Raw genomic sequence first — 14,793 nt, 5'->3', positions numbered from 1 at the left:
AAAAAAGCCGCGGCCCGAATGGATGCCGCGGCAAAAGGGAAGCGGGCCCCAGGACGCTCAGGCTTCAGCGAGGCAGCGCTGTCGTCGGGGATGCATGATCTTGCGGGACGTCGCGCAGCGACTCCCAGCTCGGCAAGTTGTGCTTCAGCCGCTCGCGGCGGTACACGAAAGCCATGAACAAGCCGTAACACAGGCCGGCGCAGAGCGCCGTTGCCGTGCCCCTCAACAAGCTCGTGCCTTCACGGAACCAGACAATCGCCCACATGATCGTGCCCCAGAAAACGGCAAACCAGGCGCCGAACAAGGACGCTGCGGCGGCAAAGTCCATGAAGTGCGGAGGCCGGACCTGGATGCCCAGGTTCCACAGGAGCTGGAACGGAGGAGGGGTAAAGCGGTAGCGCTTGAGGCCGTGGCGCGACAGGACGGTGAAGGCGCGCGCTTTCTGGGTCTGGAAATCCATGGTGTCCAAGGTGGTTCGCAAGCCTCAAGCTTACCAAGCGCCTGGAGCAAGAAAATGCATGCATTGTCACCAAAAGCTATTCGATAGCAATAAGCGAGACGCCTGCGCGACCGCAATCGCCGACGATGGAAGCCTTCATTCGATCACGAGGCCATTATGTACCCGCACCTGGAATCCGCCGCGCTGCGCATCCTCTCCTTACCGCAAGACTTCGTGCGCCGCGCCCGCGCCGGCGTCGACGACCTGGGCCAGCCTGTCGAACCTCATCTCGCACAAGGAGGAGAACCGCTGCGCGACGCGCTGCGGCGCGCCGAGCCGGGCGAAGCGATCCTGCTCGCCAGCTACTGCCCCTTCACCCAGGCCGGACCCTACCGCGAATACGGCCCGGTCTTCCTGGCGGCGCAGGGAGAAGGCGCAGCGCAGCGCGCCTCCCTGCCGGTCGATGGGGAGATCCCCTACCTGGGCGCGAGCTTCGTGCTGCGCGCCTACAGCCGCGACGAGCGCATCGTCGACGCCCGCGTCAGCTCGCCCCAGGCGGCGGCCGCCGACCTGACTGCCTTCTTCGCGCGTGAGGACGTCGCCTTCGTGCTGGCCCGCTTCACCGCCTACGGCTGCTATGCGCTGCGCGTCGAGCGTTCCATGTCCGGCGGCGGCGACATCGCCTTGCGCAGGTAATCGAGCATGTCGTCGCCGATGCCGCTGCCCATGCGCAGCACGGGTTCGCTGGCGCTGGCCCGGCGGAAGGCTTCGACGGCGACCGGGTCGGTACCTACCATGTCCTGGAACATGCTCATCCAGCGCCGCGCCAGCGCCCGCGCCTCGGGGCCGCGCGCGTCGGGATCGCTCCCCATCTGCTCGCGCACCGCGCCGATCAGGCCGGGCCACTCGTGCCCGTGCTCTGCCTGGTGGCGCGCCATGCGCTCCAGGACCTCGGGCGCGAGGTAGCGCGCATACACGTCGCGCCGCAACTCGCCGATGGATGCCATCACATAGCCCATCAGTTCCGGCGAGACGCCGAACTGCTCCTGCATGGCCTGCTGTTCGCGCGCGGCCATCAGGTTGATGCGGCTGGCGAAGGCATCGTTGTGCGCGGTATCGCGCTGGAAGGCGTCCAGCCAGCGCTGGGCGAAGGACTTGGCGGCGCTCGAAGCCGGTGGAACTTGCGAACGCATCAGGCCCGTTCCCTGTTCGACCAATTGCCGCCAGTCGGCCTGCGCATCGGGATTGCTGAAAAAGGGAAGCTGCTCCAGTTCGTCCTTGGTGAAGTATTGTTCGTACACGGTCATCGTCTCCAACGTGGTGAGCCAGTCGGACAGTTCGGGCTTGGCCCCGCGCACCAGCTCGCCGCGCAGGCGCAGCAGCTGCCGGCGCATCTGCGTGGCGTCAAGGATCTGCCGGTCGACGGCGGCGAGCTGGCGCTCGACCACCGCCAGCGGCGAGGCGTCCGGACTGTCCAGGTAAAGGCCGATGTCGGCCAGGCTCATGCCGAGAACGCGCAGGGCCTGGATCTGCTGCAGCCTGGCCACGTCGTCACGGTCGTAGAGCCGGTAGCCGGCATCGGAACGCGCGGAAGGGCGGAGCAGCCCGATGCTGTCGTAATGGTGCAGCGTGCGCACAGTGAGGTGCGCGAGCGCGGCGAGTTCTCCTACTTTCAGCATGGGTCGGCTCCTTTCTTCAGCGTGGCGCCAGTGTCGACCCTCACGCGGCGTGAGGGTCAAGAGGGCGATGAACGCGAGATGATACCGCGCAGGCTTACCAGACCATCTTGTTCCAGGTGTTGTCGCCGACGATGCCGTCCGCGCCCAGGCCCTTGGAGGTCTGGAAGTTCTTGACCGCCGTGGCCGTGGCCGGGCCGAAGGCGCCGTCGACCGCGATGCCGGCGCCGCTTTCGTTCAGCTGGCTCTGCACCGCGCGCACCTTGGCGCCCGAGTCCCCCTGCTGGGTGAGGATGGTCAGCGCCGGCCAGGTCGCGTTGCCGACGATGCCGTCCGCACCCAGGCCGTGCGAGGATTGGAAGTTCTTCACCGCGGTCTGGGTGGCCGTGTCGAAGCTGGCGTTCACGGTGAGCGTATAGCCCCATTGCTGCAGCAGGTACTGGATGCTGCGCACCCGCTCGCCCGTATTGCCGTACTGGACCAGCGGCCAGGTCATGCTCGTGCCGCCGCTGCCGCTGCCCGCGACCAGCGATTTATAGCGCGGCCAGTCCCAGCCCGAACCCGGGTCGGTGTGGCTCTGGTTGGCGTAGTTGACGTGGCCCTTGACGTTGTACAGCGAGTCCGATGGCACCGCATTCCAGCCCGCGCCACCGTCGTAGACCTTCTGCGACAGCGAGCGCGAAGCCAGGATGTCGCGCGTGAGCGCGGCCGAGGCGTTGTACATGGCGCTGGTGTACCAGGTGCCGGGATCGTTGATGTAGCCCTCGTGCTCGATGCCGACAGTGTAGCCGTTCGAGGTCCCCACGTGCCATGCCTTGTCGGCCTCGCGCACCATCTGGGTCACCTGGCCGTCCGACGAACGGATGACGTAGTGGGCGCTGACGCCGGCGCTGCAGTTCTGGAACCAGGAGATCGAGCCCGCGTAGGAGCCCTGAGTGGTGTGCACGGTCACATGGCTGACGGCGGCGGTGCGGGCCGAATAATTGCAGCTGGCGGCCGGGTTCCAGATGGCGGGCGGATAGTCGGTCGAGGCGAGGGCCGGCTGTACGGACGCAGCAAGGCAGAGGCTTGCGAGCAAGCCGCGAAAGATAGTCTTCATGAGATTGTCTCCGTAGATGCTGCTTTATTTTTTATTCGGGGTGTCGGCGAAGTCGGGCGCCGAGATCTTCGGATCCGGCGTGCCGGTTTCGACCGTGATGCGGCGCGCGGACAGCTTCCTGAGCTTGTCCTTGCCGTAGATGCGCTCCATCTCGACATGGCGCTGGTTGATCTTGTACTGGTCGCTGCCGCGTCCCTGGCGGATCGCGGTATAGACCTCGTAGGAATAGATCTGCGCGATCTCGCGCTGCGGGATGCCGCTGTAGCGGGCCACGGCGTCTTCCCAGTCCTCGAGCGGGAAGGCGCGCGTCTTGCGGTTGCCGTACTGGGCGAGCAGGGCGGCGGCGGCGCGGATGTTGCTGCGGGTGTCGGAGGCGGCTTGCTCGGGCGTGACGCGGATCAGCGCCGCGCCTTGCGTCAGCGAGTGGCCGAAGTGCGGATCGTCGCGCAGTCCCATGATGCCGTAGCTGATCGGCATGCCGTGGTGCGATTCGACTTCGACCTCGGGCTCGCCGTTTTTCTTGAGTTGCCCCTTGGGCACGTGCGGGTGCCAGCGCGTCTCGGCATAGGCGATCGATTCGAGCAGCTCGACCGGGACATTGAACTCGTCGGACGCTGCCTTGAAGTACTGCTTGTACTGCTTCGCCGATACGCTCAGCTCGGCGGGTTTGCCGTCGGCGAACGCCAGCGGCGCCCCGGCAAGTCCGGCGCACAGCACGACGAGCAGCCGCGCCTTTACGGTTACCTTCATTGTTGTCTCCTGTTGTTGGTGTGGATGCCGGCCGGCGCACGGCTTGCCTGAACGGCCCGCCGAGTATATGCATGGTTTTCCGCGGGAAATCGTAAGGCTTTGATCCGCAACAAGAAAATGAACTAAGTTCAATTGTGCGCGGCTATAGCGGAAAACGTGCTTATGAACTGGGGTTAACGGCCCAAAAGCTAGAGCTATCGTTTGCACGGCCGTGCGGACAGAAATGCCGGGCGGACGGCACGCATGTCACTTTGGCAAACATGGGATTTCACAATGCGTCGTCATCGAACGACGTTTTCAGGCTCTTGCGGCAGAGAAGGGCGATCCGATGTTGTTATTGCTATTCGCCAAGGATAAATTGATATAACATCGTTAATTAAAAGTGATTAAAGTCAATCGCATTTCCTGTATAACAACATCTAAGATAACAACATCGATGGCAAAACATCTCACCGCCGCGCTTGCCCTGGCTGGCGCCGCCTCGGTCCAGGCCGCCCCGATCACCACCACCCAGACCATCAGCCTGGGAGAGCTGCTGACTTCCGGCCAGTCGGCCAATATCAGCTTCAACCTGAATTCGCAGCTGGCCCAGCTGGGCCGCGGCGCACAGGACATCCTTGAAGCCGACCTGATCGTGTACGGCTACTCGGATGCCCAGTACAACCAGAACAACGCGATGCCGTACAGCGGCTACGAGAACATTGGAACGTCGAGCCACACCGTCTACGTGCCCTATACCTATACCTACTACGTCGGCAACGGCTGTTACTACACCTGGCTCGGCAGCCGCCGGTGCGAAAGCTATTCCCCGGTGACGGGAACCGCCTACTACAGCTTCAATGTGACCGATACCTCCAGCGTGCGCTCGCGCGACATCGCCCATCGCGACACCGTGGCCGACACCATGCTGGTGGACGTTGCAGGCCAGCAGGGCAGCGACAGCGCCTCCACCACGAGTAACTCGGCAGGATCCTACGGCGCGCCGGTCTACGAGCGCACCGACGGCAGCTACCAGAACGGCTACCTCTACCGCTACGTGCGCGAGCGCGACACCTACGAAGCGATCTCGGGCGCGCTCGAAGTCGCGTTCCACCTGAATGCCGACGCGCTCAAGTCGCTCACGTCGGACGGTATCCTCGAGGCGCTGGTGTCCGCCCCGCTCGGCCAGTTCAGGCTGCAGACCGCTTCGCTGACCTATGTGACCGGCGACCCGTCCAGCGAGGTGCCGGAGCCGGGAACGCTGGGCCTGATGGCGGCGGCGGCCTTGGGCGCGGCTGCCGTGCGCCGCCGCAACAAGGCCTAAGGAGCACCGGTGTCCCTGTTCGCGCTGAATCCGGCCGCCACCCTGAGCGTCGAATGTACGCCGGCCGGCACCCAGGTGCTGGTGGTCGACGATTTCTACGCCGATCCGCAGGCGGTGCGGGCGGCTGCGCTCGCCGGCCGCTACGACGCGTCGACGGCCTACTACCCCGGCATGCACAGCGGCATCGACAGGGAAGAGACGGCCGCGCTGTTCGCTACGCTGACACGCATGTTCTCCTTGCTCGGCAACGTGCGTGCCGTGACGGACAGCATCTGGTCCGATTTCTCGATCGTTACGACACCGGCCGCTCAGATGCTGGCCAAGCAGAAGCACCCCCACGTCGATCCGGTGCCGCTCGCCGGGCTGGTCTACCTGAACGACGAGTACGAGGTCGGGACCGGTTTCTTCCGCCACCGGCCGACCGGCCTCGCCACCATGGTATCGCTCGAGGACGCGAAGCGCTACCAGGCCTGGCTGGACGAATTCGGCGAAGCGAGCCAGCCGGAAACCTATGCCGTCGGCGATGACGGTCCATGGGAGCGCGTGTACTCCCTGCGGGGCAAGTTCAACCGGCTGGTCATGTACGCGGGCAATGCCTTTCATGCGATCGACATGCGCGACGTGGCGGCTGCCCCGACCATGCGCCAGGCGCGCCTGACGCAACGCATCTTCGTCGGCGAAGTCGAGTAGCCGGCAGTATTTCTTTCTCAGTAGTTTGCACCATGATCCCCTTCAAGTCCCTCGTGATCGTCGGCGGCGGCACCGCTGGCTGGCTGGCCGCCACCTACCTGCAACGCGCCCTCGGCGCGAACCCGGCCCATCCCGTCAGCATCACCCTGATCGAATCGGAAGACATCTCCAGCATCGGTGTGGGCGAAGCGACCTTGCCATCGCTGCGCCAGACCCTGCGCACCATCGGTATTCCCGAAGCGGACCTGTTCGGACGAGCCGAAGCCACCTTGAAGAACGGCATCCGTTTCGTCGGCTGGCGCGAGGGCGGCGACGAGGCCGCGGGCGACCGCTACGACCATCCCTTCGACACGCCGATCGCCGCCGAGGGCTACTCGACCATGACGCACTGGCTGAACCTCAAGCAGCGCGGACTGATGCAGCAGCCTTTCACCGAAGTCGGGGTGGTGCAGCCGGCCCTGATGGACGCGATGCGCTCTCCCAAGCTCATGGCCTCGCCGGCGTATGACGCGCCGATCTCCTACGGCTACCACCTCGATGCGGTCCTGCTGGCGCATCTGCTGCGCGACGCGGGCATCCGCAACGGCGTGCGCCACGTCGTGGGCACGGTCGAACAGGTCGAGCTGAACGAGGCTGGCATTGCGGCGGTGCGGCTGAAGGATGGCGCGCGCCATGCCGCGGACTTCTTCATCGACTGCAGCGGCTTTTCTTCCTTGTTGCTGGGCAAGGCGCTGCAGGTGCCGTTCCAGTCCTATGGCGATACCCTGTTGTGCGACCGCGCGGTGGCCTGTCCGGTCGAGCACGAGAACCCGGGCGGCGCGCTGCGCAGCTACACGGTCTCGACCGCCCAGAAATCCGGCTGGACCTGGGACATCGACCTGCAGTCGCGCAAAGGCACCGGCTATGTCTACGCCTCGCGCTTCTGCTCGGATGACGAAGCGGCGGCTACCCTTGCCGCCTGCAACGCAGGCCGCAAGGCGATCGGCGAGCCGCGCGTGCTGCGCATGCGCGTCGGACGCCATGTCCGCGCCTGGGAAAAGAATTGCCTCGCGCTGGGCCTGTCCAGCGGCTTCATCGAACCGCTCGAGTCGACCGGCATCTACCTGATCGAGCATGCGCTGCAGCTGTGGCTCGACTACCTGCCGGTCAGGCCCGGCGCCCAGGCCGCCCGCGAGTGCTATAACGGACTGATGGCCGACCTGTACGACGAACTGCACGACTTCGTCCTGCTGCATTATGTGATTTCGCAGCGCCGCGATACGCCTTTCTGGCGCGCCTACACGGAAGAAGTGAAGCTGCCGGACCGGCTGCAGGCGCTGCTGGCCTTGTGGCGTGAAAAGCTGCCGAGTGCCACCGACATCAACCGGCATCTCTCGACCTTCGGCGCGCACAACTGGTTCTATATCCTGAGCGGCATGCGCCATCTGCCCGAGCATGGCAGCGCGCAGTCGCCCTTCATCCCGCCGGAGCACAGCCGCGCCGCGCTCGCACGCATCGAGAAGATCCGCGCCGCCGCCGTGGCGCAGTCGCCGTCGATGCGCGAGTACGCGCAGAAGATGCACGCCGCAGCGGCCAACGCCCCCCGTTCCTGAAGCCTCGGGGCCGCCCGGCTGCGGCCCCGTGCGCCCGTCATGGCGGCCACTGACGGTACAATAGCGTTTTCACCAATCTTTCCCGTGAGATCGCCATGGCCGTCAACTCCCCGCTGCCAGTCGCAGCCGACCTGAAACCCGTCAACGGCATTGAAATCGGCTACGCCGAAGCCGGCATCAAGAAGCCCAACCGCAAGGACATCCTGGTGATGAAGCTGGCGGAAGGCGCCACCGTGTCGGGCGTGTTCACCCTGAACCGCTTCTGCGCCGCGCCGGTGCAGGTCAGCAAGGCCAACCTGGAAGCCGTGAAGAACGGCGGCGCACCGATCCGCGCCCTGGTGGTCAACACCGGCAACGCCAACGCCGGCACCGGCGAGCTAGGGCTGGCCAACGCCCAGGCCACCTGCGCCGAACTGGCGGGCCTGCTCGGCCTGCAGCCGCAGCAGGTGCTGCCATTCTCCACCGGCGTGATCCTGGAACAGCTGCCGATCGAGAAGGTCAAGGCCGGCCTGCCGGCCGCCGTCGCCAAGCTCAAGGCCGACAACTGGTTCAACGCCGCCGAGGCGATCATGACCACCGACACCCAGCCGAAGGCGGCCTCGCGCACTGTCACCATCGGCGGCCACACGGTGACCCTGACCGGCATCAGCAAGGGCGCCGGCATGATCAAGCCGAACATGGCCACCATGCTCGGCTACGTCGCCTTCGACGCCAAGGTCGCCCAGCCGGTGCTGGACGAACTGGTCAAGCACGCGGCCGACCACTCGTTCAACAGCATCACCATCGACGGCGACACCTCGACCAACGATTCCTTCATGCTGATCGCCACCGGCGCTGGCGGCCTGGAGATCAAGGCCGCCAGCGGCGCCGAGTACGAGGCCCTGAAGGAAGCCGTCACCGAGATCTCGCGCAACCTGGCGCAGCAGATCATCCGCGACGGCGAAGGCGCGACCAAGTTCATGACCATCACGGTGGACGAAGGCCGCGACGTGGCCGAGTGCCGCAAGATCGCCTACGCCATCGCCCATTCGCCGCTGGTCAAGACCGCCTTCTTCGCGTCCGACCCGAACCTGGGCCGCATCCTGGCCGCGGTCGGCTATGCCGGCGTGGACGACCTCGACGTCACCAAACTCGACCTCTACCTGGACGACGTGTGGGTGGCCAAGAGCGGCGGCCGCAATCCGGACTACAAGGAAGAAGACGGCCAGCGCGTGATGAAGCAGGCCGAGATCACCGTGCGTGTGAAGCTGGCGCGCGGCGACGCCACCGCCACCGTCTGGACTTGCGACCTGTCGCACGACTACGTGTCGATCAACGCCGACTATCGTTCTTGACGGGTCGAACCGAGTAATGACACCGCTGGAACAGTTCCTGCACCGCGCCGAAGCCCTGCTGGCGCGCGTGGAGGCGGTGCTGCCGCCGCCCGTGCCGCGCGAACCGGACTGGAAGCGCAGCTTCGCCTTCCGCTGGCGCAAGCGCACCAATGGTGGGGGTAAATATTTGCAGCCGGTGCTGCACGCCTCCACCATCCGCCTCGAGGACCTGCAGCACGTGGAGGCGCAGAAGCGCCAGATCGAGCAGAACACGCGCCAGTTCGTCACGCGCCGCCCGGCCAACAACGTGCTGCTTACCGGCGCGCGCGGCACCGGCAAGTCCTCGCTGATCAAGGCCTGTTTGAACGGTTTTGCGGACCAGGGCCTGCGCCTGATCGAGGTCGACAAGGAAGACCTGGCGGACCTGCCGGACATCGTCGACCTGGTGGCGGGACGGCCGGAGCGCTTCGTGATCTTCTGCGACGACCTGTCCTTCGAAGAGGGCGAGGCGGGCTACAAGGCGCTGAAGGTGGCGCTGGACGGCAGCGTCAGCGCGCAGTCGGACAATGTCCTGATCTATGCGACCTCGAACCGGCGCCACCTGATGCCGGAAAAAATGTCGGACAACGCGGGCTACCGCCACGGCGAGGACGGCGACCTGCATCCGGGCGAGACGGTGGAAGAGAAGATCTCGCTGTCGGAGCGTTTCGGCCTGTGGCTCTCCTTCTATCCGTTCCGCCAGGACGACTACCTGGACATCGTGGGCCACTGGCTGGCCAGCTTCGGCTGCACGCCGGAACAGATCGAGGGCGCCCGTGCGCAAGCCCTGCAATGGGCCCTGCAGCGCGGTTCCCGTTCGGGCCGCGTGGCCTGGCAATTTGCGAAGGACTATGCCGGCAAACTGCCGGATCCAGAAACGAATGAGTGAAGTAAAAGCAAAGGCGCGGCCGGTGGATGTCGCGGTCGGCATCCTGATGCGTCCCAACGGCGACGTGCTGCTCGGCCAGCGGCCGGAAGGCAAGCCCTATGCGGGCTACTGGGAATTCCCGGGCGGGAAAGTCGAGGCGGGCGAGGATATCTTCGTGGCGCTGCAGCGCGAGTTCGTCGAGGAACTCGGCGTGCAGGTGATCGAAGGCGAGCCCTGGTGCTGCGTCGAGCACGTCTACGAGCACGCCCACGTGCGCCTGTATTTCTACATCTGCCGCGAGTGGGCGGGCGAGCCGCAAAGCCTGGAGGGCCAGGCCTTCGCATGGCAGGGCGCCTACAGCGTCAGCCCGCTGCTGCCGGCCACCATCCCGCTGCTCGAATGGCTCGACCGGGTGCGCTATCCCTCTCACACTTAAGGACCTGAAGTGAAAGTCATCATCCTCGGCAGTGGCGTCATCGGAACCGCATCGGCGTATTTCCTGGCCAAGGCCGGGCATGATGTCACGGTGGTCGACCGCCAGCCCGGCGCCGGCATGGAAACCAGTTTCGGCAACGCCGGCGAAATCTCGCCCGGCTACGCCACGCCCTGGGCGGGACCGGGAGTGCCGCTCAAGGCCCTCAAATGGCTGACGATGCAGCACAGCCCCCTGGTGATCCGTCCGCGCATGGACCCGGCGCAGTGGCGCTGGATCCTGCAAATGCTGGGCAACTGCAATCACCGCAGCTACCAGGTCAACAAGGGCCGCATGGTGCGCCTGGCCGAGTACAGCCGCGACGTGCTGGTCCAGCTGCGCAAGGACACCGGCATCGCCTACGATGAGCGCAGCAAGGGCACGCTGCAGCTGTTCCGCACCCAGAAACAGTTCGAGGGCTCCGCCACCGACATCGAGGTGCTGCAGCAATACGGCGTGCCCTACAAGCTGCTCGAGCCGGGCGGCTGCGAGCAGTACGAGCCGGCGCTGGCGCGGGTGAGCGGCAAGTTCGTGGGCGGCCTGCTGCTGCCGAACGACGAGACCGGGGACTGCTTCAAGTTCACCCAGGCCCTGGCGGGCATGGCGAAAGCGCTGGGCGTGAAGTTCGAGCACGAGGTCAGGATCGAGCGCCTGGTCACGGAGGGCGACCGCGTCAGCGGCGTGATCACTTCCAAGGGCGAGCTCAAGGCGGACCAGTTCGTGCTGGCGCTGGGCAGCTATTCGCCGCTGATGCTCAAGCAGATCGGCATCCACATACCCGTGTATCCGGTGAAGGGCTATTCGATCACGGTGCCGATCACGGACGCATCCGGGGCGCCGGAATCGACGGTGATGGACGAGAGCTTCAAGGTGGCGATCACGCGCCTGGGCGACCGCATCCGCGTCGGCGGCACGGCGGAGCTGAGCGGCTACGACCTGCGCCTGCACCAGGCGCGCCGCGACACGCTGGAGCATTCGGTGACCAGCCTGTTCCCGGACGGCGGCGACGTCTCGAAAGCCTCGTTCTGGTGCGGCCTGCGGCCAATGACGCCGGACGGCACGCCGGTGGTGGGGCCGACGCCGTATCGCAACCTGTTCCTCAATACGGGGCACGGGACCCTGGGGTGGACCATGGCGTGCGGGTCGGGAAGGGTGCTGGCTGACCTGCTGTCGGGAAGGCAGCCGGAGATCGGGCTGGAAGGCTTGTTCATGGATCGGTACGGGCGGCGGAACAAGCCGGTGGTGGTGCCGCAGGGGATTCGGGTTGGGGCGTGAGCCGCGCCACTGTATCCAACAACCGTTAGCCCCAAGACCGTCGTTCCGGCGAAGGCCGGAACCTAAGTTCTTCGCGTAGCCACCTGCCCTAAACGTAGCGGGTGTGCGAACAAACTTGGGTTCCGGCCTTCGCCGGAACGACGGTTTTGTGGCTGGGGGTCATATTGAAGCGGTTGCGGTCGTCAGGTATGCAGCAAGCGCCCACCCGCAAACGACCAGTTCTCCCAGCCCACCTCCTTAAAGATCACCATCACATTCTCCGGCTCCATCCCCGCGTCGCGCAGCTTGTTCATCAGTTCCGCCAGCAGCTTCTTCTTGACCTTCACGCTGCGCCCCACCGACCACAGGATCTCGATCAGCACGAAGTCGTCGTTACGCGAAGTATGCAAATCCGGATAGTCCGGCCCGAAACGGAAATCGGCGGCGTCGAGTTCGAACACGCGCTGAAACTGGTCGGTGGCGGGTACGCCCACCGCCACCAGGGCGTGGTGGGCGCTGTCGAACACGGTGTTCTTGAACTCGGCGGTCTTGGGCTTGCGGACGGTAATCGAAACGAGCGGCATGACGATCCTTTCACATTGATACGAACCAGCGCCAGGCGTGCACAGAAGGAGGAGGAAGCGATAGGCGCGCCGCGCATGCGCCCGTCAGTCGTCCGACGGCTTGTCTTGCGGGTCGGTCGGTGCGCCGCCGGGGATCGTGTACTTCTCCTCGGCCCAGGCGCCCAGGTCGATCTGCTTGCAGCGTTCGGAACAGAACGGGCGGAACTTGTTGGCCGGGATCCACTCGACCTTCTTGCCGCAGGTAGGGCAGGAAACAACAGTCATGGCACTAGAAATTACAAAGAGTTAAATCGAAAGGCACGTCTTCTTCCAGGGGCTTCGGCTTGAGGTCGCCGTCCTGGGTGGTGAAGCGTACCCACAGCATATACTTGTTGGCCGAGATTTCGGGAATTGCGCCAAGCGACTCGTCCAGGGTCAGGCGCAGCATCTGGTAGACCTTCCCCTGCAGCATCTGCTGGTAGCTGCCGGCGGTGGCGATCATCTTGACCGGGCGCCCCGAGTCGCGCAGCAGGCGCAGCACCAACGACAGCGCGTCGAACAGCGGCGCCAGCGGTGCGAACCAGTTCATGATGTCGGCATGGCGCTGCTCGGACGGGCGCTGTTGCCAGGCGTAGTAGGAGGGCAGGTCGAATTCGCAGGCGCCGCCCGGGATGATGGTGCGGCCGCGGATGCTCATCAGCCATTCGTTGTCGCGCACGTTCTGACCGGTCTTGCCCTGGCTCGCCACCAGCGCGCTGCTCACCTGGTCCAGTTCGGTCAGCACGGCGTCGAGCATCTCGGCGGCGACGGCGGGGTTGCTGCGGTAGGCCAGCAGGCTTTGCTTCTGGCGCTCGAGTTCCTGCAGCAGGTCGGACTTCAGGTCGGCGCGTCCCGCCACTTCGAGCATGTCGAAGATGGTCGCCAGCGCCACATGGTGCTGCATCGGGTGTTCCTGATGCACAAAGAACTTGAACTTCTCGTACAGGTCCTCCAGCCGCAACAACGTGCGAATCCGCTCGTTGAAAGGATATTCGTAGACGATCAAAATGACATTCCCTTGAATGTAGGCTGGCTGGCAACCCCGTGATTCTGAACCATGATGCGTAAAATTACAAATCCTGCATTGATCTTGTTACATTATCTTGCTATAGGACAGATACTGCGCATGTAAACGCTCCACCTGGGGCCGCAATTCGTCCAGTCCTTCGTCGTTATTGATGACGTCGTCGGCTGCCGCCAGCCGCTGCGCGCGGGTGACCTGGGCCGCCATGATCGCGCGCACCTGCTCGGCGCTCAGGCCGCTGCGCGTCATGACACGCGCCACTTGCGTGTCTTCGGAGCAGTCAATTGCCAGCACGCGGGTGACGCGTTCGCGCCAGGTACCCGACTCGATCAGCAGGGGCACCACGAAGATCGTATAGGTCCCGGTGGCGATGGCCGCTGCCGCCGCGGTGGCGTCCCGGATGCGCGGATGCAGGATGGCTTCCAGGCGGGCGCGGGCGGTGGCGTCGGAAAACACCAGGGCGCGCATCTTTGCCCGGTCGAGCGCGCCATCCGGCGTGGCGAACTCCTCGCCGAACTCGGCCAGCAGGGCCGGCATCGCGGCCCCGTGCGGCGCGGTCAGGGAGTGGGCGATCTGGTCGGTGTCGATCACCGAAGCGCCGAGCTCCGCGAACATGTCGGCCACGGTGGTCTTGCCGCACCCGATGCCGCCGGTGAGGCCGACCGAGAACGCCTTGTCCATCTCAGGCAACCAGGCTCTGGGTGAAGCGGCTCAGCTGCTCGCCGTAGAACAGGGCGATCAGGCCGGCGGCCGCCAGGTAGGGGCCGAAGGGGATCGGCTTGTCGCGCCCGCGCTTGGCGAACAGGATCAGGCTGATGCCGACCACGGCGCCGACGATCGAGGACAGCAGGATGATGGTCGGCAGCATGGCCCAGCCGAGCCAGGCGCCGAGGGCGGCCAGCAGCTTGAAGTCGCCGTAGCCCATGCCTTCCTTGCCGGTCACCAGCTTGAACAGCCAGTACACCGCCCACAGCACCAGGTAGCCGGCCGCCGCGCCGATCACGGCGTCCTGCAGCGGCACGAAGGTGCCGTTGATATTGACGAGCAGGCCGGCCCACAGCAGCGGATAGGTGAGGTCGTCCGGCAGCAGCTGGGTGTCGAAGTCGATGAAGGTCATCGCGATCAGCAGCCAGGCGAACAGCAGGGTCGCCAGGCCCATCGCGCCGCTGCCGAAGGTCCAGACCAGCAGGCCGGAAACGATGGCGGTGAACAGTTCGATGGCCGGGTAGCGCGCCGAGATCGGGGTCTTGCAGGAACTGCACTTGCCGCGCAGGGCCAGCCAGCTGATGACCGGGATGTTTTCCATCGCCGTGATCTGGTGGCCGCAATGGCCGCAGCGCGAGCGCGGCACCATCAGGTTGAAACGTTCCGTGTGCGGCGGCTCCTTGCCGGTCTCCGCCGCCACATAGTTGTCGGACTCGCGCTGCATCATGGCGGGAATCCGGTAGATGACCACGTTCAGGAAACTGCCGACCAGCAGTCCGAACAGGGCTGCCGCGAGCGCGGCGCCGAGGGTGGCCGGGGGCGCGAAGAAAAGGGATTCCAGGGGCATGGCGTGTCAGTCCGAAAAAAGATTCCTTACATCAACCTTATTGTAGGGGGTTTCCGTGCTTTGGCGAAGGCGAAAGGCCCGACTTTTCGCGCTGATTGTGCAGATTGCACGCGATTGTGG

The 14,793-nt window shown here is 65.2% G+C and carries 17 protein-coding genes; 8 read left to right on the top strand and 9 right to left on the bottom strand.

All coding sequences use genetic code 11. From position 1 onward, the window contains the following. Positions 1 to 64 precede the first annotated feature (64 nt). Positions 65 to 460 (bottom strand): DUF6404 family protein, encoded by a 396-nt coding sequence (locus J8847_RS17775; RefSeq protein WP_211526042.1) that lies wholly within the window; start codon positions 458 to 460, stop codon positions 65 to 67. Positions 461 to 616: 156 nt separating this feature from the next. Here J8847_RS17775 and J8847_RS17770 point away from each other — a divergent pair, with 156 nt between their 5' ends. Beyond that, positions 617 to 1,135 (top strand): DUF1203 domain-containing protein, encoded by a 519-nt coding sequence (locus J8847_RS17770; protein WP_211526041.1) that lies wholly within the window; start codon positions 617 to 619, stop codon positions 1,133 to 1,135. Here J8847_RS17770 and J8847_RS17765 read toward each other — a convergent pair. From J8847_RS17765 to J8847_RS17755, 3 genes are all read right to left on the bottom strand, one after another. Beyond that, on the bottom strand, positions 1,075 to 2,118 hold the full coding sequence (locus J8847_RS17765; protein WP_211526040.1) for a MerR family transcriptional regulator: 1,044 nt from the start codon (positions 2,116 to 2,118) through the stop codon (positions 1,075 to 1,077). The genes J8847_RS17770 and J8847_RS17765 overlap by 61 nt on opposite strands. A gap of 94 nt (positions 2,119 to 2,212) precedes the next feature. Then, positions 2,213 to 3,214 (bottom strand): peptidoglycan-binding protein, encoded by a 1,002-nt coding sequence (locus J8847_RS17760; RefSeq protein WP_211526039.1) that lies wholly within the window; start codon positions 3,212 to 3,214, stop codon positions 2,213 to 2,215. 24 nt (positions 3,215 to 3,238) lie between these two features. Beyond that, positions 3,239 to 3,964, bottom strand: a complete 726-nt coding sequence (locus tag J8847_RS17755; RefSeq protein WP_211526038.1) for a transglycosylase SLT domain-containing protein — start codon at positions 3,962 to 3,964, stop codon at positions 3,239 to 3,241. Positions 3,965 to 4,400: 436 nt separating this feature from the next. On the opposite strand from J8847_RS17755, the gene J8847_RS17750 reads away from it, so the two are divergent. From J8847_RS17750 to J8847_RS17720, 7 genes are all read left to right on the top strand, one after another. After that, complete coding sequence (locus tag J8847_RS17750; protein WP_211526037.1) at positions 4,401 to 5,267, top strand: PEP-CTERM sorting domain-containing protein; 867 nt, start codon at positions 4,401 to 4,403, stop codon at positions 5,265 to 5,267. A 9-nt stretch (positions 5,268 to 5,276) separates the two neighbouring features. After that, positions 5,277 to 5,957, top strand: a complete 681-nt coding sequence (locus J8847_RS17745) for a DUF6445 family protein (RefSeq protein ID WP_211526036.1) — start codon at positions 5,277 to 5,279, stop codon at positions 5,955 to 5,957. A 32-nt stretch (positions 5,958 to 5,989) separates the two neighbouring features. Next, positions 5,990 to 7,549: a tryptophan halogenase family protein gene (locus J8847_RS17740; protein WP_211526035.1), complete on the top strand. Its 1,560-nt coding sequence runs from the start codon at positions 5,990 to 5,992 to the stop codon at positions 7,547 to 7,549. 95 nt (positions 7,550 to 7,644) lie between these two features. Then, positions 7,645 to 8,883, top strand: coding sequence for a bifunctional glutamate N-acetyltransferase/amino-acid acetyltransferase ArgJ (argJ, locus tag J8847_RS17735; RefSeq protein ID WP_211526034.1), 1,239 nt, complete (start codon positions 7,645 to 7,647; stop codon positions 8,881 to 8,883). 16 nt (positions 8,884 to 8,899) lie between these two features. After that, positions 8,900 to 9,790 carry an ATP-binding protein gene (locus J8847_RS17730; protein ID WP_211526033.1) on the top strand — a complete coding sequence of 297 codons (891 nt, stop codon included), beginning with the start codon at positions 8,900 to 8,902 and terminating at the stop codon, positions 9,788 to 9,790. After that, a complete protein-coding gene (locus J8847_RS17725) occupies positions 9,783 to 10,205 on the top strand; it encodes an NUDIX domain-containing protein (RefSeq protein WP_211526032.1) in 423 nt (140 codons plus the stop codon). The genes J8847_RS17730 and J8847_RS17725 overlap by 8 nt, the downstream gene beginning before the upstream one ends. A gap of 9 nt (positions 10,206 to 10,214) precedes the next feature. Continuing rightward, the gene (locus J8847_RS17720; RefSeq protein WP_211526031.1) at positions 10,215 to 11,516 is read left to right on the top strand and encodes a D-amino acid dehydrogenase; all 1,302 of its coding nucleotides are present in this window, start codon (positions 10,215 to 10,217) and stop codon (positions 11,514 to 11,516) included. A 182-nt stretch (positions 11,517 to 11,698) separates the two neighbouring features. On the opposite strand, the gene J8847_RS17715 is transcribed toward J8847_RS17720, so the two are convergent. From J8847_RS17715 to J8847_RS17695, 5 genes are all read right to left on the bottom strand, one after another. Then, positions 11,699 to 12,079, bottom strand: a complete 381-nt coding sequence (locus J8847_RS17715; RefSeq protein ID WP_211526030.1) for a tautomerase family protein — start codon at positions 12,077 to 12,079, stop codon at positions 11,699 to 11,701. Between the two features lie 84 nt (positions 12,080 to 12,163). Further along, the gene (gene yacG, locus J8847_RS17710; RefSeq protein WP_211526029.1) at positions 12,164 to 12,343 is read right to left on the bottom strand and encodes a DNA gyrase inhibitor YacG; all 180 of its coding nucleotides are present in this window, start codon (positions 12,341 to 12,343) and stop codon (positions 12,164 to 12,166) included. A 4-nt stretch (positions 12,344 to 12,347) separates the two neighbouring features. After that, entirely contained in the window at positions 12,348 to 13,103 is a 756-nt protein-coding gene (gene zapD / locus J8847_RS17705; protein WP_211526028.1) for a cell division protein ZapD, read from the bottom strand. Positions 13,104 to 13,190: 87 nt separating this feature from the next. Further along, entirely contained in the window at positions 13,191 to 13,802 is a 612-nt protein-coding gene (gene coaE, locus J8847_RS17700; protein WP_211526044.1) for a dephospho-CoA kinase, read from the bottom strand. A 1-nt stretch (position 13,803) separates the two neighbouring features. Continuing rightward, positions 13,804 to 14,673 carry an A24 family peptidase gene (locus tag J8847_RS17695; RefSeq protein WP_211526027.1) on the bottom strand — a complete coding sequence of 290 codons (870 nt, stop codon included), beginning with the start codon at positions 14,671 to 14,673 and terminating at the stop codon, positions 13,804 to 13,806. Positions 14,674 to 14,793 lie beyond the last annotated feature (120 nt).

The organism is Massilia sp. AB1, assembly GCF_018119385.1.
Taxonomy (GTDB): domain Bacteria; phylum Pseudomonadota; class Gammaproteobacteria; order Burkholderiales; family Burkholderiaceae_D; genus Telluria.
The sequence above is the reverse complement of the archived record's forward strand: the minus strand, read 5'-3'. Positions and strand labels throughout refer to the sequence as shown.

Excerpts from the sequence above, each read along its gene's own strand:
- J8847_RS17715 (WP_211526030.1), bottom strand. The coding sequence starts at position 12,079 with ATGCCGCTCGTTTCGATTACCGTCCGCAAGCCCAAGACCGCCGAGTTC.
- J8847_RS17760 (WP_211526039.1), bottom strand. The coding sequence starts at position 3,214 with ATGAAGACTATCTTTCGCGGCTTGCTCGCAAGCCTCTGCCTTGCTGCG.
- J8847_RS17750 (WP_211526037.1), top strand. The coding sequence starts at position 4,401 with ATGGCAAAACATCTCACCGCCGCGCTTGCCCTGGCTGGCGCCGCCTCG.
- yacG (WP_211526029.1), bottom strand. The coding sequence starts at position 12,343 with ATGACTGTTGTTTCCTGCCCTACCTGCGGCAAGAAGGTCGAGTGGATC.
- J8847_RS17695 (WP_211526027.1), bottom strand. The coding sequence starts at position 14,673 with ATGCCCCTGGAATCCCTTTTCTTCGCGCCCCCGGCCACCCTCGGCGCC.
- argJ (WP_211526034.1), top strand. The coding sequence starts at position 7,645 with ATGGCCGTCAACTCCCCGCTGCCAGTCGCAGCCGACCTGAAACCCGTC.
- J8847_RS17765 (WP_211526040.1), bottom strand. The coding sequence starts at position 2,118 with ATGCTGAAAGTAGGAGAACTCGCCGCGCTCGCGCACCTCACTGTGCGC.
- J8847_RS17755 (WP_211526038.1), bottom strand. The coding sequence starts at position 3,964 with ATGAAGGTAACCGTAAAGGCGCGGCTGCTCGTCGTGCTGTGCGCCGGA.
- J8847_RS17770 (WP_211526041.1), top strand. The coding sequence starts at position 617 with ATGTACCCGCACCTGGAATCCGCCGCGCTGCGCATCCTCTCCTTACCG.
- J8847_RS17730 (WP_211526033.1), top strand. The coding sequence starts at position 8,900 with ATGACACCGCTGGAACAGTTCCTGCACCGCGCCGAAGCCCTGCTGGCG.
- J8847_RS17725 (WP_211526032.1), top strand. The coding sequence starts at position 9,783 with ATGAGTGAAGTAAAAGCAAAGGCGCGGCCGGTGGATGTCGCGGTCGGC.
- J8847_RS17740 (WP_211526035.1), top strand. The coding sequence starts at position 5,990 with ATGATCCCCTTCAAGTCCCTCGTGATCGTCGGCGGCGGCACCGCTGGC.
- J8847_RS17775 (WP_211526042.1), bottom strand. The coding sequence starts at position 460 with ATGGATTTCCAGACCCAGAAAGCGCGCGCCTTCACCGTCCTGTCGCGC.
- coaE (WP_211526044.1), bottom strand. The coding sequence starts at position 13,802 with ATGGACAAGGCGTTCTCGGTCGGCCTCACCGGCGGCATCGGGTGCGGC.